The sequence below is a fragment of the Chryseobacterium sp. RR2-3-20 genome, from assembly GCF_017808115.1.
Classification (GTDB): domain Bacteria; phylum Bacteroidota; class Bacteroidia; order Flavobacteriales; family Weeksellaceae; genus Chryseobacterium; species Chryseobacterium oryzae.
Genome location: NZ_JADQBD010000018.1, coordinates 25,601 through 49,984, shown reverse-complemented (window position 1 = coordinate 49,984; position 24,384 = coordinate 25,601). Strand labels below are relative to the sequence as shown.

At 33.4% G+C, this 24,384-nt stretch carries 23 protein-coding genes; 8 read left to right on the top strand and 15 right to left on the bottom strand.

All coding sequences use genetic code 11. The features are described 5' to 3' along the window. Positions 1-244: 244 nt before the first annotated feature. The 14 genes from IV513_RS06555 to IV513_RS06490 form a co-directional block, all read right to left on the bottom strand. Complete coding sequence (locus IV513_RS06555; protein WP_245168882.1) at positions 245-613, bottom strand: VOC family protein; 369 nt, start codon at positions 611-613, stop codon at positions 245-247. 198 nt (positions 614-811) lie between these two features. Further along, entirely contained in the window at positions 812-1,633 is an 822-nt protein-coding gene (locus tag IV513_RS06550; protein ID WP_209389808.1) for a helix-turn-helix domain-containing protein, read from the bottom strand. Positions 1,634-1,864: 231 nt separating this feature from the next. Beyond that, a complete protein-coding gene (locus IV513_RS06545) occupies positions 1,865-2,716 on the bottom strand; it encodes a GIY-YIG nuclease family protein (protein ID WP_209389807.1) in 852 nt (283 codons plus the stop codon). 274 nt (positions 2,717-2,990) lie between these two features. Then, complete coding sequence (locus IV513_RS06540; protein WP_209389806.1) at positions 2,991-3,407, bottom strand: hypothetical protein; 417 nt, start codon at positions 3,405-3,407, stop codon at positions 2,991-2,993. Between the two features lie 27 nt (positions 3,408-3,434). Beyond that, a complete protein-coding gene (locus IV513_RS06535) occupies positions 3,435-4,163 on the bottom strand; it encodes a hypothetical protein (RefSeq protein ID WP_209389805.1) in 729 nt (242 codons plus the stop codon). Positions 4,164-4,529: 366 nt separating this feature from the next. Beyond that, positions 4,530-4,949, bottom strand: a complete 420-nt coding sequence (locus IV513_RS06530; protein ID WP_209389804.1) for a transposase — start codon at positions 4,947-4,949, stop codon at positions 4,530-4,532. A 2-nt stretch (positions 4,950-4,951) separates the two neighbouring features. Then, complete coding sequence (locus tag IV513_RS06525; protein WP_209389803.1) at positions 4,952-5,854, bottom strand: hypothetical protein; 903 nt, start codon at positions 5,852-5,854, stop codon at positions 4,952-4,954. Between the two features lie 61 nt (positions 5,855-5,915). Beyond that, on the bottom strand, positions 5,916-6,545 hold the full coding sequence (locus tag IV513_RS06520; RefSeq protein ID WP_209389802.1) for a hypothetical protein: 630 nt from the start codon (positions 6,543-6,545) through the stop codon (positions 5,916-5,918). Between the two features lie 179 nt (positions 6,546-6,724). Beyond that, positions 6,725-8,263, bottom strand: a complete 1,539-nt coding sequence (locus tag IV513_RS06515) for an AraC family transcriptional regulator (RefSeq protein ID WP_209389801.1) — start codon at positions 8,261-8,263, stop codon at positions 6,725-6,727. A 1,096-nt stretch (positions 8,264-9,359) separates the two neighbouring features. After that, the gene (locus IV513_RS06510; RefSeq protein ID WP_209389800.1) at positions 9,360-10,163 is read right to left on the bottom strand and encodes a hypothetical protein; all 804 of its coding nucleotides are present in this window, start codon (positions 10,161-10,163) and stop codon (positions 9,360-9,362) included. 235 nt (positions 10,164-10,398) lie between these two features. Further along, on the bottom strand, positions 10,399-11,175 hold the full coding sequence (locus IV513_RS06505) for a GLPGLI family protein (RefSeq protein ID WP_209389799.1): 777 nt from the start codon (positions 11,173-11,175) through the stop codon (positions 10,399-10,401). 301 nt (positions 11,176-11,476) lie between these two features. Further along, on the bottom strand, positions 11,477-12,028 hold the full coding sequence (locus tag IV513_RS06500; RefSeq protein WP_209389798.1) for a DinB family protein: 552 nt from the start codon (positions 12,026-12,028) through the stop codon (positions 11,477-11,479). Between the two features lie 57 nt (positions 12,029-12,085). Continuing rightward, positions 12,086-12,592, bottom strand: a complete 507-nt coding sequence (locus tag IV513_RS06495) for a Crp/Fnr family transcriptional regulator (RefSeq protein ID WP_209389797.1) — start codon at positions 12,590-12,592, stop codon at positions 12,086-12,088. 231 nt (positions 12,593-12,823) lie between these two features. Beyond that, positions 12,824-13,831 carry a DUF2268 domain-containing putative Zn-dependent protease gene (locus tag IV513_RS06490; protein WP_209389796.1) on the bottom strand — a complete coding sequence of 336 codons (1,008 nt, stop codon included), beginning with the start codon at positions 13,829-13,831 and terminating at the stop codon, positions 12,824-12,826. Positions 13,832-14,292: 461 nt separating this feature from the next. On the opposite strand from IV513_RS06490, the gene IV513_RS06485 reads away from it, so the two are divergent. The 4 genes from IV513_RS06485 to IV513_RS06470 all read left to right on the top strand — a co-directional run bounded on the left by IV513_RS06485 (position 14,293) and on the right by IV513_RS06470 (position 19,303). Continuing rightward, a complete protein-coding gene (locus tag IV513_RS06485; RefSeq protein ID WP_209389795.1) occupies positions 14,293-15,510 on the top strand; it encodes a site-specific integrase in 1,218 nt (405 codons plus the stop codon). A 238-nt stretch (positions 15,511-15,748) separates the two neighbouring features. After that, positions 15,749-16,657: a hypothetical protein gene (locus IV513_RS06480; protein WP_209389794.1), complete on the top strand. Its 909-nt coding sequence runs from the start codon at positions 15,749-15,751 to the stop codon at positions 16,655-16,657. An 89-nt stretch (positions 16,658-16,746) separates the two neighbouring features. Continuing rightward, a complete protein-coding gene (locus IV513_RS06475) occupies positions 16,747-17,028 on the top strand; it encodes a helix-turn-helix domain-containing protein (RefSeq protein ID WP_209389793.1) in 282 nt (93 codons plus the stop codon). A gap of 94 nt (positions 17,029-17,122) precedes the next feature. Further along, positions 17,123-19,303 carry a VapE domain-containing protein gene (locus tag IV513_RS06470; RefSeq protein WP_209389792.1) on the top strand — a complete coding sequence of 727 codons (2,181 nt, stop codon included), beginning with the start codon at positions 17,123-17,125 and terminating at the stop codon, positions 19,301-19,303. A 34-nt stretch (positions 19,304-19,337) separates the two neighbouring features. Here IV513_RS06470 and IV513_RS06465 read toward each other — a convergent pair whose 3' ends face one another. Beyond that, positions 19,338-20,612: a hemolysin family protein gene (locus IV513_RS06465; protein WP_209389791.1), complete on the bottom strand. Its 1,275-nt coding sequence runs from the start codon at positions 20,610-20,612 to the stop codon at positions 19,338-19,340. A 217-nt stretch (positions 20,613-20,829) separates the two neighbouring features. Between IV513_RS06465 and IV513_RS06460 the strand changes: the two genes are divergently transcribed. From IV513_RS06460 to IV513_RS06445, 4 genes are all read left to right on the top strand, one after another. After that, positions 20,830-21,735 carry a universal stress protein gene (locus IV513_RS06460; RefSeq protein ID WP_209389790.1) on the top strand — a complete coding sequence of 302 codons (906 nt, stop codon included), beginning with the start codon at positions 20,830-20,832 and terminating at the stop codon, positions 21,733-21,735. Between the two features lie 15 nt (positions 21,736-21,750). Then, the gene (locus tag IV513_RS06455) at positions 21,751-22,209 is read left to right on the top strand and encodes a GNAT family N-acetyltransferase (protein ID WP_209389789.1); all 459 of its coding nucleotides are present in this window, start codon (positions 21,751-21,753) and stop codon (positions 22,207-22,209) included. Beyond that, complete coding sequence (locus tag IV513_RS06450) at positions 22,190-23,314, top strand: alanine racemase (protein ID WP_209389788.1); 1,125 nt, start codon at positions 22,190-22,192, stop codon at positions 23,312-23,314. Before IV513_RS06455 ends, IV513_RS06450 begins: the two co-directional genes overlap by 20 nt. Positions 23,315-23,386: 72 nt before the next feature. Continuing rightward, positions 23,387-24,307 carry an AraC family transcriptional regulator gene (locus IV513_RS06445; protein ID WP_209389787.1) on the top strand — a complete coding sequence of 307 codons (921 nt, stop codon included), beginning with the start codon at positions 23,387-23,389 and terminating at the stop codon, positions 24,305-24,307. The last annotated feature ends 77 nt before the right edge of the window (positions 24,308-24,384 follow it).

Genomic DNA, 24,384 nt, shown 5'->3' with positions numbered 1-24,384 from the left:
ATTTACAATCATACTTTTAACGTTGCTAACGTCAAAGATAAGTAAAATATTTCAAATTTTGATTTTAATGCAGAATTTTTGTAAAATGTCGCCTAACGGTTTGGGTATTGGCGAAGGCAGGGCATTTGAAAAACGTCAGCTCAAATTTAATACAAAAGTTTCATAGAAGCACAAAAGCCGAAGTTTGCACTTCAGCCCTGCTTTTGCCAATACCTTGTTATGCGTTCGCTCTTCTGTCTGTCTGTTAGTTTGGTGAATTAAGTGCCATTTTATTTCCTTCCGAGTCAATGAAAATTGCAAAGAAACCACTTCCGTCTGCATGAGCAGTTTTCGGTGCAATAATTTTACCTCCATTCTTTTCAACCTTGTCAAGAATAACTTGAAGATTGTCGCCACCGTTTAAGTAAATGGTTACACCGTCAGCAGAAGGCTTATATCCGTCCGCTTGGATTATCACACCTGTTACTGTTTGATTTTCATAAGGTAGTATTCCCATTTTTATGCCTTCTACATCCATTTTTTCAATTTTGATATCCAAAATTATTTGGTAAAAAGTTACTGCTCTTGAAATATCCGTTGCAGGAATTTCAAACATTGAAATGTAACTGTTCATATTTTTTACTTTTAAATTTGTTGTTGTGTCATTTGTCGTTGTTTCTGATTTCGTTTGGGTTTGGTTGCTGCAAGAGGACAGAAAAAGTCCTGCAAGAATTGTCAAGAAAAAGAAATTTTTTACTGTCATTGCCTATTATTTAAAATTTAGGCAAATGTAGTTTGGTCATTCCTTACGAAATAGTAAAAATGCGACACATCAATTTTTCTTGTAAAAAAGATTAGATAGAGCCATATTTTCATTTTCAGAAAATTGTTTGGGTGTTATTCCAACAAGCTCCTTGAAGTCTTTTATGAAGTGATTTTGGTCGAAATATTCATTTTCATAAGCAATATCTGTAAGAGTTTCTGATTTTTGGTTGAGCAATTTTTGTAGAATAGCTTGAAGTCGAATTACTTTACCTAATTGCTTTGGGCTTATGCCAATTTGCTTTTTAAAATGTCTTTCCAATTGGCGTCTTTTAGAAAGGTCGTCTTTCAAAATAACATTTATAGAAGTGCTTCCATTTGTTTTGAGAAGAGTATCAACAGTTGATTTTACAATATTGCTTATTGTGTTTTCTTCATTGAGTTTATTTATTAGAAAGTTTTCAATTATCTCAATTCTTTGTTCGGTGTTTGTTGCATTAGCTATTTGTTGTTCTAACTTATTGGCTATATCTGGTCCGAAAAGTTCAGTAATAGGCGTTTCTTTGTCAACTAATTTTTCGAGTGACGTATTTACAAAATTTGCAAAGCCATAAGGATAAAAACAGATTGCAATCGTATCAACATTTCCAACAGGCAAAATATAATATGACTTTGTCCTTTGTCCCATTACCATTGCGTTTGGATTAAGAATAAAGTCGGTTTCAGAAATAAATCTCTTAATCTTGTCGCCCAAATTAAATGTCATTTCAATACAGCCGTCTGGCACAACCATTTGTTTTGCGTTCTTTGGGTCAAATGGTATTTCCAAAGTCCAATAAAATTTGACTAAAGATTCTAAGTCTCTATGTGGCTTATATGTCTGATAGTTCATTTACGCTGGGTGTTTCATAGAGTGACGCATAACGGAAAAAGTATTGGCGAAGAACGGGCTACTTTGCACACAATCTCAAAGGAAAACCGAACCTGAGCAAAAACTTTTTCTACCGACTAAATTAATAAAAAATAGGAGAGTAGAAAAGTTTTTTGCGGATATTGCTAAAATAGTTCTCAAAGATAGAATTCACCCCGTTTTTCGCCAATACAATGTTATCTGCAGTGCTTTTTATTCTTGTTTATTGTCTTTTCTGTTTAATAAAGGTTTATATTTTCGTATTAAAAATTCTTCAATTTCGTATCTACCCAAATATATTGGAAAGAATAAAGCGTTACAGTTTTTTAAAAATTTGGTTACATCCAAATCTTGTTTTTCAGTAAATAATCTTTTTCTACCACTTGTTTCAATAAGTTCGAAATTGAATAATTCCGTTCCTATATGTCTACGTAATGCTGAAAAATAAGTTTTTGAACTATGGGTTAAATACCTTTCTTTAATATTTGAACTTTCGCCAATATATATTATTTCTTCCTTTTTATTTTTTACAATATATAAGCCTGACACGACTTTTACGTCACAATCATACCATAATGAAAATCTATTTTTTAAAATATCCTTTTCTGCTTCATTAATAATTTGCTCGAAATTATCTTGAACATCATTCCACAACCCATTTTTTTGAATTTTGAATTCACTTCTTTTCTTGAGTTGAAATTTATTAAGTGATGTTTTCAAATTTACAATTCCAAATTCTTCTATTTCTTTTCGTCCAATGTTTGTATTAATAGTTTGAACAAGAAAATCCGCAATATTTAGAGAGTTTTGTACAAATAATTTTTGATAGTTTTTGTAAAAAGTAGAAGTATTTGGTTTCGATTGCTGTTTCAATCTTTTATCAAGATTTTTTCCTTCGCCAATGTAAAAGTTAGTTTTATTATTTGAAATTAAGTAATTTCCTGCATTAGAATTTCTAATTTCAGAAAATTTTAATGATGGTTGTTTAGTGAGATTAAAAATCCCATCTAATAAAATTTCATCAGAGTTTTTTTGAATAAATTTCCAATTTATACTTGATTTCATTCGCGGTTTTTTTTGCAGCATTGCAGATAACGGAAAAGGTATTTGCGAAGGACGGGCTAAAAATGACTAAACTTTCAGTTATTACCGACAATTAGCAAAAAACTTTTTCGTGGAACTAAATTACTAAAAATATGTGGAACGAAAAGTTTTTTTGCGACGAAATACAACTGAACTTCCAACCTTGTGTTTAACCCCGTCTTTTGCAAATACCATGTTATATGCAGTGCTTCTTATGGATTCAGTTTGGAAATATGCAGGAGTAGGTGTGGGAAATTTATTCTTTTTTGGCGGAGGGAAAAAGAGGGAAAGGAAAAGCTCTTTTGTAGTCTTTGGTTTTGCGGCTGGTGGAGCGGACTGCAAATGTGCTTTTTCCTGTGGTGTGGGTATTCTTATTTGTTTTATGAACTTCTTCGTAAGAATTGTAAAGTAGGATGGAAGATTTATAAACTCCGGTGCGAGTTTTATAAAAAACTATATGAGTTTTACAAACTCCGTCTATAGTTTTATGAACTCCGATAGGAGTTTTATGCTTGTTGTCGCTTGTTTTATAAGCTTCGGCGATAGTTTTGTGAAGATTGGTGCTAATTTTACAGGCTCCTATATTAGTTTTATAAACTTCGGAAGGGGTTTTATAAATGTTGGTGCTTGTTTTATAAAAAAGGAAAAGAGTTGTCCGTTTTATGTTTGACAACTCTTTTATTATTCGTTCAATTTTGTGTTAATCTTTTCTGCTGGTAAACTTAATTCCGCTGATTTGTTTGTATTGCGGAGAAGTTGCTCCAAATACGGCTTTCACGTACTTTTTAACTTCCAACGCAATTTCTACCAAGCCTGTGTTTTCTGCGTATAGAACGATATTTCTTGAAATTCTGGCGTTACTGTACACTACTTCTGCATTGATGACATTGGTACTAGCAGTTTGTAAATTTCCGTGAAATGTTGTTAATGAAGCGGTGGTAAGTTCGGTTTCGTTGGGAGTATAAGATGGAACGGAAGATACTAAGTCTATCAATGCTGAAAAGTTTTCGGTAAGCATATCATAACTCTGTCTCGAAACGGATACGGTATTTCCTCCTTCTTTTGTTGGCGGAGTTTCTGTAATAGTACCGGATCTTCTTCCTTGCAGTTTGTTGTTGATGGTTTTGGCATCTGCAATGGTTTGGTCTGTTGCATCGGTAACGGAAAGATAATTGAAAATCTTTGTTGCCAAAGATTTTAATGGTTCAAATGCTAACTGACGATCTCCGGTAACTGTATCGAAAGTATTTTTTGCAGTCGTTACATTGGAAAGTTCTGTTTGTGCGTTTGTAAGCAAAGTGTTTAGTGATGGTAATTGCAATGCTGTTTTTGACGGATTGTAGGTAGTTCCGTATGCGGTGCAATACGCAATAAGGTCGGCAAAGTTCGCTACGTTTTTAGCGTGTCCTACTTCGGATGTTGATGGCATATTATTTTGTTTTTTGATGTTAGATGTTTTTTACTTTTTTAGGTCAGAAACAGTTTTTTCCATTTGGTTATGGTATTTCGGCTGATTTTAAAATGGTTTGCCAGTTGGCTATTGTTCAGTTTATGTTTTTTCTGGAAATCTAATATCGCTGCAATATCAGATTTGTTATAAGACCGTAAACGGTTGTTTGATGAATTATTTTCTGTTTCTTCGACCAGAAATATTTTTCGATTGATTTTAAGAATATCTATTGAGGAGAGATTTCTTTTCTTTAATTAAGGGAAACATTCTTGCTTTTTTTCAGGATATTTAGAGTCAAGAATGTCTTTGAAAATTTCGCTGTAATTTATGATTGATTTATTCATTTCATGATTTGAATTTAGAAATCCATTTGTACAAAGTGGTTTTAGGAATACCATATTTTTCAATGACCTGTGGTTTTGTCATTTTTCCGGATTCAATCTGTTCCAAAACAAAATTGATGATTTCCTGTGTATAAATGTTTTTCCTGAACTTTGGGAGAGAGGTTTGTTTTTTCTTGTCTTTTTGTTCTGCCGATGGCGGGGCATAGAGAATGAGATGCTGGGTATAAATTCTAAAGAAATCATAATCCAATAATTTGCTCCATTTTAGAAGTAATTCTGTATCTAAACTCCTTTGGGAATAGGCCGCTTTTAATTCTTCTTCTGAGAATTTAAAAAAATTACAGATGCGGGACATTTCTATCCCACTTTCTGTAACTCTCTTTTCAATCATTTGTCCTATGTGGATGTTTTTGAAATTCATTTTTAGTTAAGCAATGGAAAAGCCATGATTGTATTTTCTGACCAATTACTTGCACCAACTCTGTCAAAATAAAATTGAGTAGAAGTATTATAGTCAGTCGTTGCCTTAGAATAACCTGCTACAACATAGTATGTTTTATTCCCTGTTGTTCGATTCTCTATAAAAAAAGATCCTTGTGCAATCGCATATTTATCAGTTCTATCAGCAATAGAATTATAGACTTTCGGACCATAGAATGTAGTGGAAACATATTGACTGTTACCATAGGTTATTGCCCCACTTGTAGAAACTCTGTAAAAATCTCCTGTTAAAGCAGTAGGAGCAGCGACCGTGCTCTCCGTTAAAGAAAATCTATAAAAACAATAATCTGTTGCAGGCAAATCAAAGGTGCTATAATTAATTCCCTTAAGTAGAATAGTTAAGTCTATTCTGTATTTTCCTGGAGGAAGTGTTATAAATCCTTTTGTATTTGCCCAGGGGTGTGATATGGCAAAAGGCATATTACCAGCACCTTGTGAATCTGGAAAACCGCCCACATACATTTTAAGTGATGATGGTTTCCATGTTCCAACTCCATTTGTATCAGATGTAAGTACATATCCTGAATTTTGATTGCCATCTACTAATTTAAATCCAGGAATTACGCTTGAAGAAGTACCTCCAGTTTGAATTTCCAATTTTACTGAAGGGTCTTTAGTCCCTAATCCTACATTACCCTCTTTTCCAGAAGTATTCGAAACTACTACATCATCTGCAACGGTTGTAGATGTTGAGGCAATATTGTTATTATTCTTTTTAGAATCAATATGAAAAACGCCTTCCGGTGTGGATGTATTAATACCGACCTGTGAGAATGCTGCTGTTGAAATAAATAATGCAGCGAAAAGAATTATATTTTTTTTCATTTTTATAAAATTTAAATTTTGTTAGTTATTGTGGGTTATTAGTTGTTTTTACATGTAAATATTACATAAGCGGAGGAGGACGGATGGAAAAATGTGTCCAGTCTGGCCTTAAGTTGAATGAAGAATTATAGGTGTAATTTGTGTTTTTATGTAAATATGTAAAACTCTTTTTGGATGTTATTTTCGCAAACACAGCTAAGAGATGTATTCGATAATTGTCAACAATTACCACTACGGATTGAGAATCTTGTTGGAAAAAATATTGTATACAAGAGTTGTTTTTATTATAATACAAACGAGATTCCTTCGGGAGTTCTTTGTGTTTAGAGTTTGTTTTTTTTGCGTATTCCTTTTTGGAAGTTATCTTTTTGAAAGGTTTGTTCTGAAGCTTGTTTTTTCTATAAATTAACAACGAATTATGGAGGAGGCTACCATTATAAACAAGAGTCCCTGAAGATATGTAAATCTCAACAGGCTTTTTGTTTTTAAAATCGGCTTCCTGCTGAATTTTTGTTACTGTTCCTGCTTGTACATAAATGACAGATTGCCCGCTGGAAATAAATAAAGAATCTTTTTTTGAAGTTGTATTAGCATTAACAGAAAGAGATGAAAAAAAGAAAAGAAAGTACAGAATAGCATAAACTATTGTACTTTCTTTTTTGCTCAGGAAAGCTAAACTTTTTTTCTCCATTTGTATTTCCGCAATCGTGTTTTCGTGCTGCGAAAGTAGAGGTGTAACTCGAAAAAAAAAAAGAAGTGTTTAGTGTTTAGCCGGAATAAAGGCAAAAGAATTTAATATGTAACTTTATTATTTACAGTATTTTAAATTGTATAATTGGTTGTTTATGTATTCCAATCCCTATTTACCTGTCATGAGGTATAGTTTTTCATATTATCGTTTTTTTCTCGTAATGATTTTATGTATTGCGAGGGTGTAATTTGTTTTTCGGCTTTGAAACTGCCGGTAAATAAACTCTGATTGGAGAATCCGGACATTTCTGCTAAAGCAGCAATTTTGTAATTGAGAAGTTCCGGACGGTTATGCAGTTCTTTTATAACAAAATCAATTCTCATTTTGTTGATATAGCCGTAAAAATCAGAATCACGGTATTCTTTCAGAATGTAATTCAAATATTTGGTATTGGTTTTCAGCATGGCAGACATTTTTACCAACGAAATATTTTTGGTGGTAAATAGGTTTTTGGCTTCAAATTTTTCTAATGCTTCAATCAGTTCACTCTCTTTTTCTTTGTTTTTAATAATTGGTTGAGTGGCACTTTGTTTTGGATTTTCGGCAAGCACATGAGTTGGATATTCCGGATTATTTTTTTTCTCCAGTTCAGTAATAATACTGTCAAATCTTTTTTTAATTTTCCGGTTATAGTTTCTATAATAGATCATAGAAAATAGGAGAGAAAGAAAGGCTATTCCCGCAAGAGTAGCATATAACTTTAGTTTTCTTTCTTTTTCTTTAATAGTATTAATCTTCTTTATTGTCTCGTTAGTAGCAAGTTTTTCAGCAATGGATTTTTCTTGAGAATTTATTACGTTTAACTTTTTATATAATTCTTTCTGTACAGATAATTCGTCAAAATTTGCCTCCAGCCTTTCTTCCGTTACGAACTTAGTAATGTACATATCTTTGTTGATGATTACAGCATCATACGCTTTTATAAACCATTTTTTTGCACTGACTGTATCTTTTTCAGATACTGAAATATAGGCTTTTGTTAAATAGTAATGTTCTATTAAATAGACTTTGTCAGGGTTTTTATGTTGGGATAAATAGGATTCTATTTTTTTTATAATTTGTTTTGCAGAAGCTATTTGTCCGCATTTAGCATAGTCAAAAGCCAAATATATTTGTGTGCTTGCTACAATATGTGCATTGATGTCTTTTGGAGATGTTTTAATTTTTTTTCTGAAATTGAGTGCCTCGCAGTATTTTTTATCCATTTCAAGAATTTTGGCTTGTAACTGTAAGACATTGAAATTTTTTAAAAAATCTTGACGTTTGGAAGAGAGTTCTTTCACCTTGTTGAAACAGTAATCTGATTCTACAATTAAGCTTGCTTTTCTGTATAGTAATGTTAGTAATCCATAGTCTATAACGAGTTGGTCTTCTCTTTTCGCTTTTTCAGCAAAATTCGCAGATTTCTCAATATTTTTTATAGCTAATAGATAATTCCCTTTTTTGTAGCTGGCGTCTCCAATTGTAGTATAGGCAACGGCAAATTCTACATTATTTTTTGCTTCTTTCAATAATTTTTGTCCTTTTAAACTGATAGAATCTACATTGGTTGGATTAAGATCTGATAGTTTTCTGAACTGCTCTGAAATTTTTTCCTGACCATAAATAGAAGGGAAAGTAAAAAATAGAATAACTATAAAAGAAATTATTTTGAACATTCAATGTTTTTTACAAAAGTCGACATTTTTAATATTTCAAAAAACTTCTAAAGGATAAAAGTTTGCTTTTTAGCTAGAATAAAGACAAATAATTTATATTTTTATTTTATTAGTAATGAGTTAGTTGTGTTATTCTGTTGGGGAATCAGCTCTTTTGCAAAATAAGCGATGGGAAAAGCTTTGGCTTTTTGCAAATGTGCTGATGTGTATTGGCAAAAAAAGCGGCTGGGAAAAAGAATGAATTTTGGGTAGGGAATGTTTAAGTTTTATGAAGTTTGTTTTTTCGTTAAATTCAATTTAAGAGAGATTTTAATTTATGTAACCTCGCTGGCAGCATTGCATATAACGGGAAAGGGCTTGGCGAAGGCGGGGATAAGAAAGACGGAAATTCCAACTAAACCCGAACCGAGCAAAAACCATTTTCGTTTTTTCAAATTTACAAAAAAATAAAAACGAAATGGTTTTTTGCGGCGAAAAGTGCTGAAATCATCTAAATAATAGCTCTCATCCCCGCTTTTGCCAAACCCATGTTGTGCGCAGTATTTTTAGTTCGGCGACTTGGATTTAACTCGTTAAATTCAGGTCAGAGAATTAAAAATCAAGCACGACAATTTTTTTCACGCACGAAATCGCAAAGATTTTCAGAATTTTATTCACGAATTTTAGAAAAGTATTCACGCAGACTTTATTCATGCAGTTAAGCGCAAAATTTGTAAAAGTCAAGCACAATTTTTATACTCAAATCCGTAAGTTTTTTGTAAATTTTTTTTCTGGATTTAGGAAAATCAGCGCAAAGAATTTCAGATTTTAGTCAGTTTTAGAAGTTTAAATTCAGGTCAAAATTTTGATTTTTCAGACCGAAATTTCTTTTTGATACCGCGCTTCTAATATTGCGCACAACGGAAAAAGTATTGGCGAAGAACGGGCTACTTTGCACACAATTTCAAAGGGAAACCGACTTTGAGCAAAAATTTTTTCCTTTTGCTAATATACGAGAAAAAGTAAAAGGAAAAATTTTTTGCGGATATTGCTAACTGAGTTCTCAAAGATAGTATTCACCCCGTTTTTTGCCAATACAATGTTATCTGCAGGTTTTTTATTCAACTTTTTTTAGGTAGAATTTTTTGAAACTAGAAGTTGGACCAAAAATTATATATCGTTTTTTGTCAGAATATTTTTTTGCACGTTTCACAAGTTTTCCATTATCTTCTCGATAACTAAAAAGTTTTCCATTTTTGATTAAGAATTTTCGGTGATAATTGATTCCATTTTCGTTTTTCAGTTTGTAATTGTGTCTATTTCCAGATAATATTTCCGATATTGATAAACTGTCATTTTGATATTCAATTTCGCCTTTATTTTTAGTGAATTTTAAGTAAAGTTTGTTTTTATCAATTTTGTAAGTTCCGGTTAAATCTTGATTTACTAAATCACCTGAATAATTATAATTAAAAGTGCTATCATTTTTGAATTCAATCGTATTAATGAAAAAACCTAGATCTGCAAAATTTGATTTATATTTTCCTTGAATATCTTTTGTGCTTGAGCAAGAGCTTAAACATAATATTAATGCTGAGATAATTATAAATACTAAAATTCCGCATCCTATTTTTCTTCGACTATCACTTTTTTTGTACTTTGAAATTAAATTTTGTAAATTTTCTTTTTTCACGAGGAATCCACGCCAATACAAATCAGCAATTGAGTAACACCAAACTTTGTTGCAAAAATTGCAGTAATATTCAATGTAGTTTTGATAAACGAATTTGTCACTTCTTACTTTTGATAAAAATGTTAATGTGTCTTCAGATAGTAATTTTGTTATTTTATGTTCAATTTCAGAATTGACTTTTTCGTCATCGAATTTGTAGTATTCTGATTCAAAGCATTTAGTACACATTCTATATTTTGTAAGTTCAATTTTATTGGATAACGCTCTGACAAACTTGCAGATAACGGAAAAAGTATTGGCGAAGTGCGGGCAAAATGGAACTGAGAGTTCAATTTAGACTGAACGTAGCCGATGCTTTTTTCTTACACTAAATTACTCTTTTTTGTGGAATAAAAAAGCAGCGGCGGATTAATTTGAAAAATAGTTCAATTTAGCCCTAACCCCGCATTTTGCCAATACACTGTTATCTGTAGTTGTACTTTACCGCATCACTTAATTCTATTGGGTTATTATTATTGAAAATATATTGTTGTCTTGATTTTACCATTAAGTCAAAATTAGGTGGTGAAACTTTATTTCCATTTTCATCAATTGAATATAAAATACCCTTTTCTTTAAGTTTTCGGAAAGGATTTTCAAAGTAGTTTAGATAAAGTTTTTTCAATGAATTTGAGTCTACGGTTAAAGATTTTGGAATTATTATATTATATTTTTTCTGATTAATTTCTATTAATTTAAAGTTGTAATGGTTTTTAGAATCTGATATTTCAATTATCAATCCGGGAAGATTATCAAAAATATATGGTCCTGAAAAAAAAGAATATTTGGGTGTAAACCAAGCATTCCAAATTCTTCCTTTATAATTCAGTGTTGCAAGTTGACACTTTATATTGTCTATCATTTTTGTTTCATTTGAAATTTTCCAATCAAAACTGGGAATTTTTTCTTCTGTAGAAAATAATTCAGAATCAATTAAATAAAATTTTGTCAATTTATTCTCTTGACGAATCGTTGTATAATCGTAGTCCAATGAAATTTCTTCATTATCTTTTTGACTTAATTTTTCGGAATCGATAAATATTTTTTTAGAAGGAGTAATGTATAATGACATTATTTTGGATATGGACTCTTTCTGAATTGTATCAGAAATATAAGTCATTTCGTATTTAATTTCTGTGTTTTGAGAAAATAATAGTTGACTTAATAAAAATATGAAAAATAATAACTTAAATTTCCCCATTTTCCTTTTATTACGGAGTTTGTGATACAATTCTGACTAACGTTAAATTAATTCAGTGATAATCAAATAGTTATAGATTTTAATTTTTGACCATTTGATTATTCAAAATAGTGAAAATTTCTTCGTTAGCGGCTAAAAACAACTTCGTTTTCGAGTAGGGGAATTACAGATAACGGTTTGGGTATTGCCGAAGGCGGGGATTTTTAGCACCGAACTTCAATAGAAATACCACAGTTCAAATATAGCAAAAAAGTTCAATAGAGTTCCTTCAGCCCCGCTTTTGGCAATACCTTGTTGGCTGTCAGGCATTTTTCATTTCGGTTTCTATTCTTTCAATTTGTTTCAAGTGTCTGATGATATGATTGATGAAAAACTGAAAAGTGTCGCCCAATTTTAGTTTTATTAAACTTGAAATGGATGTCTGAATTTTCACTTTGTTCAAACTCACATTTCTTGATTGAGAAAGTAAATCTAACAATTTCACCTGTTGTTCGATAAACTTGTCTATGACACTTTTGTCAAGGTTGGCATTTAAAGGATTTTTGTCCTTAAAGGTCTTCATTTTGTTTAATTTATCTTTTGGTAACATACTTTTTGCGAAGTAATTACCTAAAAATCCACTCTTAAATTCTGACTCACTTTTTGTGGTCGAGTTTTTAATTTTACTCTCAATTTCGGGCAAATAAAAGTTGCCATATAAATTCAAATGTTCCAGACATTCTAAAATACTCCACGAATTTTGGTCGTGTTTCCAAGTCAAGGTTTGTAAATCGTTATCTTTCAGTTTTTCTACGGTATTAATCACTTTTCTTGTCTGTTCGATGAGTGATTGTATCAAGTTTTCTGATTGCATATTTTCAAATTTTTATGCAAAGGTCAAAAAAACTGATTTCATAAATCTTGCTTAAAGTCAAGACTTTTTCAGGCGAGATAAAGTTTCGGCACTCATTCTTAAATAGTTTGCAATGTGTCTGTGTGGAATTTCTTGAAAAAGTTGCGGACTTCTTCTTAATACTCGTTCGTATCTTTCTTTCGGTGAGTTTGTGAGTATGTCAATTTCCCTTTCCATTTGTTGAATGACTAAATTCTCTAAAATTTTTGTCCATAAATTTTGGTTGGATTCAGTTTTCAAAAAATTGTCAATTTGTTCTTTGGGTATGACTTTTATTACCGATTTTTTGATTGCTTGTATATAGAGTTCAGATGGTTTTCCTGTCAAAAAACTGTCTAACGAAGCAGTTAAATTTTCTTTGTACCCAAATCTAATAATTTGTTCTACGTAATTGTCTAACACGAAAATTCGCAAACTTCCACTTTCTACGTAATAAAGGTTTCTGTCAACACTACCTTTTACTTTCAAAAATTCATTTCGTTCGATAGTAATTGTCTTGTCAGAAAGTTCAATGATTTCTTTCATTGTCTGTTGTGTCGTAGGGTTCTGTTATGCTTGCAGCCAACGGAAAAAGTATTTGCGAAGGGCGGGCTAAATTTAACTGAAAGTTCAATTTCGACCGAACGAAGCAAATTGCTTTTTCAGATTGTTAAATTACAAAAAAATACAATATGAAAAGCAAGTTGCGACTAAATGCATCGGGTTTTTCTATTATATATTCAACCCCGCCTTTTGCAAATACAATGTTATCTGCAGCTATAATTTTTCAATATAATTTTCGTATTCGCTCTCTTCTAAAACTTCTTTCGCAGTTAATTTATAAATGTCTTTCCAAGAGTTTTTTCCATATTTTTCTACATATTTGGATACAATTCTAAATCCTAACCAATAATTTAAAGATTTTGGAGCGTCGGGGAAAAGTTTATGTCTGTCATTTCTTAGTAATGGATTATTTCCAGAGGAATCAGAAAAATATGATTTAGTTTTTGTGAAGATTTCTTTTTCATTTTTTATAAACCAATCCCAATCTTCTTTTGTCATATTTTCAACGGCTTCATATTCAGAAATCTTTTTGTCAAAGAATATATACGTAAAATAGCAAGCAAATCCTTCATCAATTGTTTGACTTAAAGCAGAGTTTTTGTCAATATCTGCATTTCGGAATTTTTCGTAAACTAAGTGATTTAATTCGTGTGGCAATCCTTTTTGCAGCGTATAATTTAGATCTAAAGATTTATTGTTTAATTCTAAAGCAAATTGTTGCGAATCGCATCCTCCAAATCCAATTCCTGTGATTGGCGTAAAAAGAATACTAATTTTTGCGTTTGGTTGATAAGCAACTAAACGATTAAATTTTTTAAGATTTTTCCTAAATAATTTATTAAGATTTATATCTGTTAGCGTTTTGGTTTTTTCAATAAGGTCATTTTTATTATTATCAAAAAGTGTTTTATTCCATTTTATCATTCCTTTTTCCGTATTAAAACGACTTGCGTTTTCATCCCCAAAAATTTGTGCATAACAACTATCCCAAAGTTTTTTATGAGGTAAATAAACATTTTTTACAACAACTAAAGAATCAAATTCTTTATTTTTATGTGCAAGAATTTGGGATTTAAACAAATTATGGATAGTAATATTTTTAATTTTTATGCTATCAGAAATTTGCTGAATTTTATTGTAGTCAAAATCTGTGTTTTGTGCTTTTGAAATTGTCCAAGAAAATAAAGTTGAAATACAAAAAATTATAATAAAATATCTCATTTCAGTTTGTTGACGGATTTTTGGAATAGTTGCAGATAACGGGAAAAGTATTTGCGAAGGGCGGGCTAAATTGGACGAAAAGTTCAATTTCGACCTGTCCGAAGCGAATGCTTTTTTCGTGGAACTAAACTACAAAAAAATTGTGTAACGAAAAAGCAGGCGCGACTAAATGCAACTAATAGTTCTATTAAATATTCAACCCCGCCTTTTGCAAATACTATGTTATCACAATATTTCAATTCTGTTGGTTGAATTTCTCTGTAATGCCTATTAAATAAAGATTTTTGTTTTTTCTTTCTGCAAACTAAAGTAAAAAAAAGTAAAGAAAATAACGATTTGTTCTACCAAAAGTTCTACCTTTGTATTAGGTTGCATTGAGATACTTTGAACACTTTTCAAGACCTCTCATTCCCTTGCTCCCGTTTTCAAATTTAGTTTAAACTTTTCAAAACACAAATCTTATGGCATCAGTAAAATTTATCCTTCGAACCGACAAAACCGACAATAATGGTTATTGCCCGATTTACATCATCCTGATTAAGGACCGCAAGAAAAAATATGTTTCAACAGGAATTAAAGCCAAGGAAAGCCAATGGGATGACGAACAGAAAAAGGTTAGAAAAAACTTTCCTAATTCTGCAAGAACAAACGCACTTCTTTTACAGAAATTAGCAGATGCTTCGGGAACTGTTGCCGATATGGAAAGAAAGTCAAAATCTGTATCAGCAAGAAAACTCAAAGAAGCCGTTAAGGGAAAAGGAGCACAGAATTATTTTGCTTATGCCGAAGACAGATGCGAAAAAATCAAGGGGACAGTTTCTGCAAGAACCTACAAAGCCTACAAAAGCAGTCTGAAAAAATTTGAAGAATTTACCAAAACTAAAGATGTAGATTTTGATGATATCACAGTGACAATGCTGAAAGATTATGTGAATTATTGTAGTAATACCCTAAAAAATTCAAATACTACGATTAAATATTCGTTGGTGATTTTGGCGATTTTTTTCAAGGAAGCCATAAACGAGGAATTGGTAGATGCAAACCTTTATCCGTTCGGTAAAATAAGTATCAAAAGAGATCCAAGCAAAAGAAGTTTCCTCAGCAAAACCCAGTTGGAAGAATTTAAAAAATATGAAGTAAATCAAGAGAGTAAAGCGCCCATTGTAAAGGATATGTTTTTATTTTCGGCGAATGCAGGAGGTTTGAGATTAAGCGATGTTATCGAATTGACATGGGAAAATGTAAATTTTGAGGAAAACAAAATCAGAAAGCAAATCAGAAAAACAGGACGGACGCACAGTTTTAAATTTGGAAACTCGGCATTGGCAATTCTCAACAAATACAAACCCAAAGAAATCAATCCAAAACACTTCGTGTTTCCTTTGCTTGAAAACGGTTCGCCCTACTTCGAAAACGATGCTTACAGATTGGCAGAAGTTGGCAGATGCACTTCGCTTTGCTCACTGCACCTTTCCGCAATCGGAAAAAAGATGAAACTTCCGTTTCCTCTGTCTTTCCACCTTGCAAGACACACTTATGCGACACAGGCACTGAACAACGGAATGCGAATAGAACACGTTTCAAAACTGATGGATCACACGGATATTGGCACCACACAGATTTATGCAAAAATCATTTCCCAGGAATTGGACGAGGCTGTAGAAAAGTATATGAATTAGAAAAAAAATGTTGATAACTCAATGCTCTGTATTTCAGTACGGAGCATATTTTTTTTGTCAAGATATTAAAATTAACTTAAAAAATTTGCTTTCATTTTCCTAATTTAGCATTATGATGAAAAACACAGAAAAAGTAAATAAAAACGCAAAAAAAATTGAAAAATTTTGCCAAATATCACTCTGATGCTTCTAATCTGCAATAATCAAGCAATTTGTGAACTAAATAATATTTTCGGCTATGTCGGAAAAATATCAACTAAAGGAAACAGCACCTTTTGTGCAATTTTCATCCGTAAAAGTTACGGATGCATTTAACGATTTATTTGATATAGAAGCCATACCAAAACAAAGTTTGGAAGATTATTGCCAACAGATTCTAAACAAAATTTTTTCCCTTCCTTTAAAAAACATACCAGCATTTATTGCACACCATTGTAATTTGGTGAAGAAACCTCTATTGTGGCTCAATAAATTTGAGAAACTAATAGAATTGAATATCGAACTCTTTTCGGGCACCAGAAACCAAAGCAGACTTTTAAAAATTTATACCTGTCTTGAAACCAAAAGAGAAAAGTTGGAATCCCAGGATATTGATGAAAACAAAATTAAACCTGCCAAAAAATATATCAATGCTGAGAGTGAGGAACGTTATTTTTCTTTTTATGAAGTCCAAAAAGAAGTGGACCGTATTTCAACAGATCGGGAAAAAATATTATTTCTGACTAGAGAAAAATTTGCATACGAACGTGCAATCATAACAGTTCAATACCTTCAATTACCACTGTTTCCAAAAGAATGTGATAAACTGATCAATGAAATTGAAACATTGGCAAAACTACAGGAAGAAGAAAAGTCCACCGAATTATCAGGAAAGTCCACAGTGGACTTTTTTAAAAAAGTAAAAACCAATCTGAAAGTCAATCAGTTGGTAGATATTTTTATTCAACTGCAACGAGAATACTTCGTGGACTCACGTCCTGCCATTGAAGCAGAAAACAGCGAAATAGTGCAGTTGATATGTAATAATTTCACAGATAAAGATGGAAATTCGATAAGTCCACAAACGGTAAAAACGATAATGATGCCATCCAAACCCGAGAAGCGACCTAAAGGCTCTAATATTGTGGACATTAGCAAACATTTGTAAAATTATTTAGTCCACGTGGACTAAATAAAGACGAAAAGACTTTTTCTAATTATACACCTTTGCTTCATAATCTTAAACAAAGAATTTTTATGGAAGCAATTATTTTATCCAAAGAGCAGTTTGATGGTCTAATCTCAAAAATTGACGAAATCAACGAAAAGTTAAATTCCAAGTCAGCACCGAAACAGGAAGTATTCCTGGACAATGAAGAGTTAATCGCAATGCTGAAAATCTCACGCAGGACAGCACAGACGTGGCGCGATGAAGGCAAGATTTCATTTTCCCAAGTAGGCAGTAAAATCTACTACAAACTTTCTGACGTTGAAAAAACCATGCAGGATCACTACAACAAATCCTTCGCAAAAAAATGACTGACATTTTTCAAAACGCTGAAACCTCTAAGCCCTCAAATTCAGTGAGGGCTTTTCTCTAAAATCTAACTTCTAAAATCCAATTTTTAAAACAATGAAATCCACCATATTCAAAAACTTCAACGAAGTAACTGAACAGAAAGACATTCTGAAAATCCTTTCCGATATTAAAACCGGAGTATATCAAAACGCAATCACTTATTTAAGAAAATCCCTTGCCGACGACAAGAAAGAAGCCGCAGAAAGAGCCAAAAAATCCCTTCCGGCATTTACACCCAGTGCAACATTCAAAGGAGGTAGAAAAATGGAATTCCTTACCAATTATAACGCCTTAATGGTATTGGACATTGACAAACTTGAAAAAGAAAAACTGCAGCAGTGTAAGACCAAAATAAGAATGGAGGATTTTGTATTTGCTTCATTTGTAAGTCCTTCAGGTAATGGTTTAAAAATTTTCGTGAAAGTTTCGTCCGACAAAGAACAGCACAAAGAAACCTTTCTGAAATTGCAGAAATACTTTGAAGAACTTCTGCAGGTGGAAATTGATAAATCAGGCAAAGACATTACCCGGCTTTGCTTCTTTTCTTACGATCCTGAAATTTTCATAAATGAAAATTCCCAAGTCTTTTCCGAAGATGGTTCTGCACCTGAATGTCATGCTGAGCCAAGTCGAAGCATCTCAAAACATCCAAATAATCCGCAAGCGGATTATGATGTTTTGTATGAGCACGCTGTCCGCTTCACAGAAAAGAAAATCCAATTTACAGAAGGTAATCGCAATAACTTCGTTTTTGCTTTGGCCAATAATCTGAACAGAAAAGGAATTTCAGAATCAATGGCATTGGGCTACATTTTAGCGGATTACGGATATGACGCAAAAGAAGTAACAACCGCAGTTCAAAGTGCCTATCAGAACTCCGCAGAACATAACACAGATACTTTCAAAACTAATACAAAAAAAGCAAAATCCGAGCGATTGACGAGCGATAGAAAAAATTCCGGTGAATTGCCCGTGACAAAAACCGAAGACGGCAATTTTTCTGATGACGAGGAAGAAACCCCATCATATATTGACAAACTTGAAAACTTTCTAAACAACCGTTACAACTTCCGTTACAACACTGTTTTAGGAAAACTGGAATTCAAAACTTTGAAAGCATACAAATACAAACCAATGACCGACTTCACCGAAAACTCAATCCTTCGCGAAATCTTAAAAGCCAAAGTAAAATGTAGTATAAATTCCTTACGCAATTTACTGCATTCCGACTACTGCGAAATGTATGATCCGTTTGAAGATTACTTCAACAATCTGCCTGAAAATTCTGATGAAAAAGACTACATTGAACTGCTTGCAGACACCATAACCACTACAAAACAGGATTTATGGAGAGTGTGTTTCAAAAAATGGTTTGTGGCGATGGTTGCCTGTGTTCTCGATGAAAAGCAAGTCAATCAAACGGTTATCGTATTTTCAGGGAAACAGGGTTTGGGAAAAACAACGTGGATAGAAAAACTGATGCCGAAACCATTGAAAGAATATATCTTTTCCGGGACCATAAACCCGAGTAATAAAGACACCTTAATTCACTTAGCAGAATGTATGTTAATCAATTTGGACGAATTAGAAAACTTAAATAAAACTGAAATAGGTTCCCTAAAAGAAATCATTACAAAAACCCATATCAGAATGCGAAAAGCATACGGACACAACAACGAAAATATGCCGAGACGCGCATCATTCGCAGGTTCTGTAAACACCGCCCAATTTTTAAATGATACTACAGGTTCAAGAAGATTTTTATGTTTTGAAGTGGAAAACATTGAATACACCCATAATATTGACATCAACAAAGTGTATGCTCAGGCAGTATCACTCTACAAATCAGATTTTCGCCATTGGTTTAACCAGGAAGAAATCAAAGAAATTAACGCCAACAATGAACAATATCAGTTAAGAAGTCCGGAGGAAGAATTGTTGCTGACTTGGTTTGAAAGTGCAGAAAAAGAAACCGCCCAGTACTTTTTAAACACCACACAAATTCTGCAAATGATAACAAGCCGGGCAAATCTAAATATTTCGGATGCTTCTGTAAACAAATTGGGAAAAGCGTTACGGAAGCACGGTTACAACCGGGTGATGAAAAATAACTCGTATGTGTACGCAGTTAATTTTTTGGAACCTGAAATAGTAGATGCTAAAAATAAAGAGGGTTCAGAGGCTAAGAAGGTATGTGCTGTGCAGCAGGAAATTCCGTTCCGCTTTAAATCGTGATTTTTAAATATATTAAAATTGAGATGTTTTTGTACTAAGTCTTTTCTACGGCAGGCTTTACGCTCACTTTTTCAATCCTTTTCTTATCAGTTTTAAGTATGGTTAAAACACAGTCATTCCAAAAAAAAATTTCCCCTTCTTTTGGGAAATGTTGAAGTTGGGAGATGAGGAAACCACCCACGGTGTTATAGTCACCGAGTTCATACTCATCTTCCAATTCTAATTTTTGCAATAGTTCGTAGTAGGAAAATTGACCGTCCAATATAAAACTCCCGTCAGTATTTTCAGAAATCTGCATTTCTCTTTGTCCATATTCGGTTGCATCACCTATTAAGGCATCCATTAAGTCATCCATCGCAATCAATCCTTCCAGGGAGCCATATTCGTCAACAACAAATGCGTAGTAAATTCTTTTAGTTTTAAACTGTTCCAAAACCCGGTAAGCAGCAGTGTTTTCATGCACAAATAGTGGTTCTCTTATAAATGCCCTAAGTTGAAATTCTTCAGAATCAGGAATTTGAGAAAAAAGCTCTTTTACAGATACATATCCTATCAAATTATCCAGGTTTTTATCTACCACAGGATAAATGGAATGGGATTCTAGATTGCTTTTTACTTTTATCATCTGCAAACCGTCGGTAATGTCGAAATAAATTAGGTCTTTCCTTGGCGTCATCAGTTCGCGCAGACGTCGGTCTCCCAATGCGAATACACGCTCAACAATATTGTGCTCTATTATTTTCACATCACCACCTTCCACACTTTGGTGCAGCATGGCTTTTATTTCTTCTTCGGTTACCAGTCCGTCATTTTTTTCTTTTATACCGAAAATACCAAGGACAAAATTATTGGTGCTGGTAAGCAGCCAGATAAACGGCTTTGCAATGGTGGAAAGCAATGTTATGGGTTTTGCCATCATCACGGCAATTTTTTCCGGAAAAATCAGGCCCATTCTTTTCGGAATGAGTTGCCCAAAAACAAAGGAAAAAAATGTTAATATAACAAGTACCAACACCACGGAGATTGAATCAGAATATTGCTGCAGTGACTCGAACCTCGAAAGGAATACTTTTACATCTTCAATAATTTTATCGCCGCTGTAAACACCTGTAAATATGCCGATTAAGGTAATGCCAATCTGTACGGTGGATAAAAATGTATTCGGTTTTTCGGCGGGTGGTATTACTTTTTTAGCATTGGCACTTCCTTTTGTAGCCAAATTTTCAAGTTTGAATTTCTTTGCAGATACCAATGCGATTTCACTCATTGAGAAAATACCGTTTGATAATATCAGTAAGAATAGAATCAATATTTCTATGTAATAAATGTTGTGCTTCCTGAGGAACTAATTTGCTATGAAAAATATAATTAACCTAAATAATAATATAATTTCTAAAGGTTTTAATTATTTTCCAGTAGATAGCAAGCGTCTAGTATTCACGAATGTAAATTGTACCACCATCCGCCTAAATCTTCCCACACTGAAAGTATGGTATATTTTACCTTTGCACTAAACTTTTATGAAGATGAATAATGCAATAAAAAATATACTGATTCCCCTAGACTTTACCCGTAGAAATGAAAAATTTCTGAACATCGCTGCAGCAGTGGCTAACCGTCACGGTGCTAAGGTGCATGTGCTTAATGTGATCCCTTTCTCATTGTTGGGAACAGGAAGTGTATCGGGCGGAAAATTTTTTTTCCACGGAAACGCAATGATTGAGTCTGCGGAAAAACAATTAGCAACTTACAAAATGGTGATGAGGAAAATTACAAATGAAGATGTTATCGCCCAACACGCCATTGGATCTGTCGCTACACAAGTTCTGAAATACAGCAAGCAGAAAAACATAGACCTCATTTTGATGCCTGTGCAATATCCAAAAAGAAGACCGGGCTTTATCAGTTCGAATACCTATGAGATTATCGCAAATAGTGCGGTACCGGTCATGACGATTCCTGAAAATTTCAATAAGGAAAAGTTTGAAAAAATCCTTTTTCCGATTCGCAATGTAAAGGCGGTGGAAGATAAACTGCAGTCTGTAATGCCAATCGCCAAAAAGAATAAAGCCAATGTTCGTCTTGTGGCTATCGACGATTTCGAGCGCAAGAGTAGCATCCGGAATTTAGAAAATAAAGTACAGCTTTTTGGTGAGAAATTACACAATTCTAAAATTTCTACTATTAAAGAGGATTTAAAATTTTCTTTGGAACCTCACAACGATATTTTGGCAATCGGAGACGAAAATAATTCGGATTTGATTGCGGTGAATGTTTCTACGGAAAAATCTTTTACCCAACTCTTCAAAAATAATTTTACTGAAAATATAGTTTATAAATCCAAAAGACCGGTTTTGTTCTTCCCCAAAGAAGAAGAGGCTACGCCTGCACAGGAGTATGTCGCTATGCCTTACCCAATGATGCCGGTTTAAAAATAACGAACACAAATGCAAATTATAAAATTTTCCAATACACACATTCCGCTGTCTTACCGTCACGAAGTTGCTAATTTTCTTTTCGAACATTTGCAAGAATTTGGAGACCCGAAAGACGATATTATGCTTGCCTTAAACTACGTTTCCGAAAATGAAAACGGAAAAGGCGGTTATCTGCTTGTCGCTACAGACAAAGAAATGATTGTGGGTGCAGTCGTAGTCAATAAAACAGGGATGCAGAAATACATTCCCGAAAATATTTTAGTTTACATTGCTACCCACGAAAAATACAGAGGCAGAGGAATTGGAAAAAAACTGATGCAGGAAACAATCAAGATTTGCGATGGTGCTATTGCGCTGCATTGCGAACCTGATAATCCTGCAAAATACCTTTACGAAAAATTAGGCTTTACTTCGAAATATCTCGAAATGCGCCTACCAAACGAAAAAAATGTCAATAGTAACACTTAATAGAAGAAAACTAAGGGAGAATTTCAATTATCTTAATCGTTTTTTTGCTGAAAAAAATATAGAATGGAGCGTGGTAACCAAAGTGCTGTGCGGTAACGATACATTTCTGTATGAAATGCTTTCGTTGCCTATTGGCGAATTCTGCGATTCCAGAATTTCAAATTTAAAAACAATAAAAGCCCTAAACCCGGACGTACAGACCGTCTATATTAAGCCCGTCCCTTTAACTTTTGTGGATGATGTTGTAAAATATGCTGATGTGAGTTTTAATACAGAAGTTGAAACCTTGTCCTTATTGTCCAGTAAAGCAGTCTCGCTGAATAAATTTCATAAAGTTGTTATAATGATTGAAATGGGTGAATTGCGGGAAGGTGTCGTTCGGGAAAAGCTTTTAGATTTTTTTGGTAAAATATTGAAACTTCCTAACATAGAAATAGTGGGTATCGGAACCAATCTTTGCTGCATGAACGGCGTGTTGCCCGATTACGACAAAATGAAACTGCTTCACGAGTCGAAACAAGAAATTGAAAAGACCTTCAATATTCGTATTCCCTATATTTCAGGAGGTGCATCTGTTTCGATACCGTTGGTGTTGAACGACGAAATGCCACCGTATATCAACCACTTCCGGATTGGCGAAACTTTGTTCTTTGGAACCAATGTTTACGACGATACCTTTATTGAAGGCATGCATCACGATGTCTTTAAACTGAACGCCGAGATTATTGAGATTAAAGAAAAACCAAATATTCCCGAAGGAAAATTAGGAACAAATCTCACCGGAGAGAAAAAAGATTTTAATAACCTGAAAAAAATAAAAAATACCACAAGGGCGATTGTGGATATTGGTCTGTTGGATTTGTCACCCAAAAATATTAAGCCCGTCAATAAAAACCTCGAAATCGTGGGGCAAAGCAGTGATATGTTGGTCTTAGACCTGCAAAATTCCTACAAGAACTATAAAGTGGGAGACACGGTTGTTTTTGAGCTGAACTATATGAGCTTGTTGAGTGTGATGAACTCTTCTTATGTGGAAAAGAAAGTCATTTCGGATATTGGCCATCAAATAAAAAAAAGAAAAAACCATTTCGTGAAACGCATTTGATAAATAACTATTTCATAATTTAAACTTATAAATTGTTCCATGACAGTGTTAAAATATACCATAATTTATTTTATGGTATATTTTATCTTTGTGGTATATTTTAAATCGCTTATGGAAGATTTTGACACACTGATAAAATATACTGTTAAAAATATAAAAGAGCATGATGCGGACGTGGTAGATTTTGCCTTTTACCGCTTTGCCCACTTCTTAAAGGATGCCCCGCATCTTTCGGAACCACACCGCCACGATTTTTACGCTTTAATTTACACCGTTGAGGGTAATGGCTCGCACAGCATCGATTTTGAAGAATACCCAATCACACCCAACCGACTTTTTTTTATCAATTACGACCAGATACATTCTTGGAATATTGCTTCCCATGTCGAAGGCTACATCCTGCTTTTTTCAAAATCCTTTTACAATCTTATATTTACCGGTAATGATTTGGTGCAAAGCGATACGGCGGTAGAAAGTTTGCCGGTATATATTGACATACCCGAACGCGAGAAACATTTTTGGCTGAACATTTTTGAAAACATCAAACTCGAATTCCAAAAAAAGAATGGCTATTCTCGGGAAGTCATCTGTTTGTTGCTGAAAACCTGCGTGCTGAAGATGTCCTCGGCGTCAGAGAATTCTAAATTCGAGGCTTCTGTTTCAGACCATAAGGGTTTATTGGTTTCCGAGTTCCGTACGTTGGTCAATCTGCACTTTCGGGAGAAAAAAATGCCTAAGGAATACGCTGCTCAATTGTCCGTAACGCCTAACTACCTCAATGCGGTGGTAAAAGAATATCTTGGCAAACCGGCAGGTAACGTCATTAAAAACCGAATTGTATTAGAAGCCAAACGGCTGCTTTCCCACACAAAACTTTCCGTGAGGCAGATTTCTTTGGAATTGGGTTTTAGCGACAATTCTCATTTTGGGAAATATTTCAAAAATTCCACAGGTCATACACCCGAAACGTTCCGTAAGAATCTTCAGCAATAAAATTTTCCTTAGTCCGAACCGTTTTCTTAAACTTTAGGAAAACAACATTTAACATTTAAAATCTAAAATTTAAAATC

What these genes read in the sequence shown, in the direction of transcription:
- IV513_RS06555 (WP_245168882.1), bottom strand. Translation starts at nt 613, where the DNA reads ATGAACAGTTACATTTCAATGTTTGAAATTCCTGCAACGGATATTTCA.
- IV513_RS06550 (WP_209389808.1), bottom strand. Translation starts at nt 1,633, where the DNA reads ATGAACTATCAGACATATAAGCCACATAGAGACTTAGAATCTTTAGTC.
- IV513_RS06545 (WP_209389807.1), bottom strand. Translation starts at nt 2,716, where the DNA reads ATGAAATCAAGTATAAATTGGAAATTTATTCAAAAAAACTCTGATGAA.
- IV513_RS06535 (WP_209389805.1), bottom strand. Translation starts at nt 4,163, where the DNA reads ATGCCATCAACATCCGAAGTAGGACACGCTAAAAACGTAGCGAACTTT.
- IV513_RS06530 (WP_209389804.1), bottom strand. Translation starts at nt 4,949, where the DNA reads ATGAATTTCAAAAACATCCACATAGGACAAATGATTGAAAAGAGAGTT.
- IV513_RS06525 (WP_209389803.1), bottom strand. Translation starts at nt 5,854, where the DNA reads ATGAAAAAAAATATAATTCTTTTCGCTGCATTATTTATTTCAACAGCA.
- IV513_RS06520 (WP_209389802.1), bottom strand. Translation starts at nt 6,545, where the DNA reads ATGGAGAAAAAAAGTTTAGCTTTCCTGAGCAAAAAAGAAAGTACAATA.
- IV513_RS06515 (WP_209389801.1), bottom strand. Translation starts at nt 8,263, where the DNA reads ATGTTCAAAATAATTTCTTTTATAGTTATTCTATTTTTTACTTTCCCT.
- IV513_RS06510 (WP_209389800.1), bottom strand. Translation starts at nt 10,163, where the DNA reads ATGTGTACTAAATGCTTTGAATCAGAATACTACAAATTCGATGACGAA.
- IV513_RS06505 (WP_209389799.1), bottom strand. Translation starts at nt 11,175, where the DNA reads ATGGGGAAATTTAAGTTATTATTTTTCATATTTTTATTAAGTCAACTA.
- IV513_RS06500 (WP_209389798.1), bottom strand. Translation starts at nt 12,028, where the DNA reads ATGCAATCAGAAAACTTGATACAATCACTCATCGAACAGACAAGAAAA.
- IV513_RS06495 (WP_209389797.1), bottom strand. Translation starts at nt 12,592, where the DNA reads ATGAAAGAAATCATTGAACTTTCTGACAAGACAATTACTATCGAACGA.
- IV513_RS06490 (WP_209389796.1), bottom strand. Translation starts at nt 13,831, where the DNA reads ATGAGATATTTTATTATAATTTTTTGTATTTCAACTTTATTTTCTTGG.
- IV513_RS06485 (WP_209389795.1), top strand. Translation starts at nt 14,293, where the DNA reads ATGGCATCAGTAAAATTTATCCTTCGAACCGACAAAACCGACAATAAT.
- IV513_RS06480 (WP_209389794.1), top strand. Translation starts at nt 15,749, where the DNA reads ATGTCGGAAAAATATCAACTAAAGGAAACAGCACCTTTTGTGCAATTT.
- IV513_RS06475 (WP_209389793.1), top strand. Translation starts at nt 16,747, where the DNA reads ATGGAAGCAATTATTTTATCCAAAGAGCAGTTTGATGGTCTAATCTCA.
- IV513_RS06470 (WP_209389792.1), top strand. Translation starts at nt 17,123, where the DNA reads ATGAAATCCACCATATTCAAAAACTTCAACGAAGTAACTGAACAGAAA.
- IV513_RS06460 (WP_209389790.1), top strand. Translation starts at nt 20,830, where the DNA reads ATGAATAATGCAATAAAAAATATACTGATTCCCCTAGACTTTACCCGT.
- IV513_RS06455 (WP_209389789.1), top strand. Translation starts at nt 21,751, where the DNA reads ATGCAAATTATAAAATTTTCCAATACACACATTCCGCTGTCTTACCGT.
- IV513_RS06450 (WP_209389788.1), top strand. Translation starts at nt 22,190, where the DNA reads ATGTCAATAGTAACACTTAATAGAAGAAAACTAAGGGAGAATTTCAAT.
- IV513_RS06445 (WP_209389787.1), top strand. Translation starts at nt 23,387, where the DNA reads ATGGTATATTTTATCTTTGTGGTATATTTTAAATCGCTTATGGAAGAT.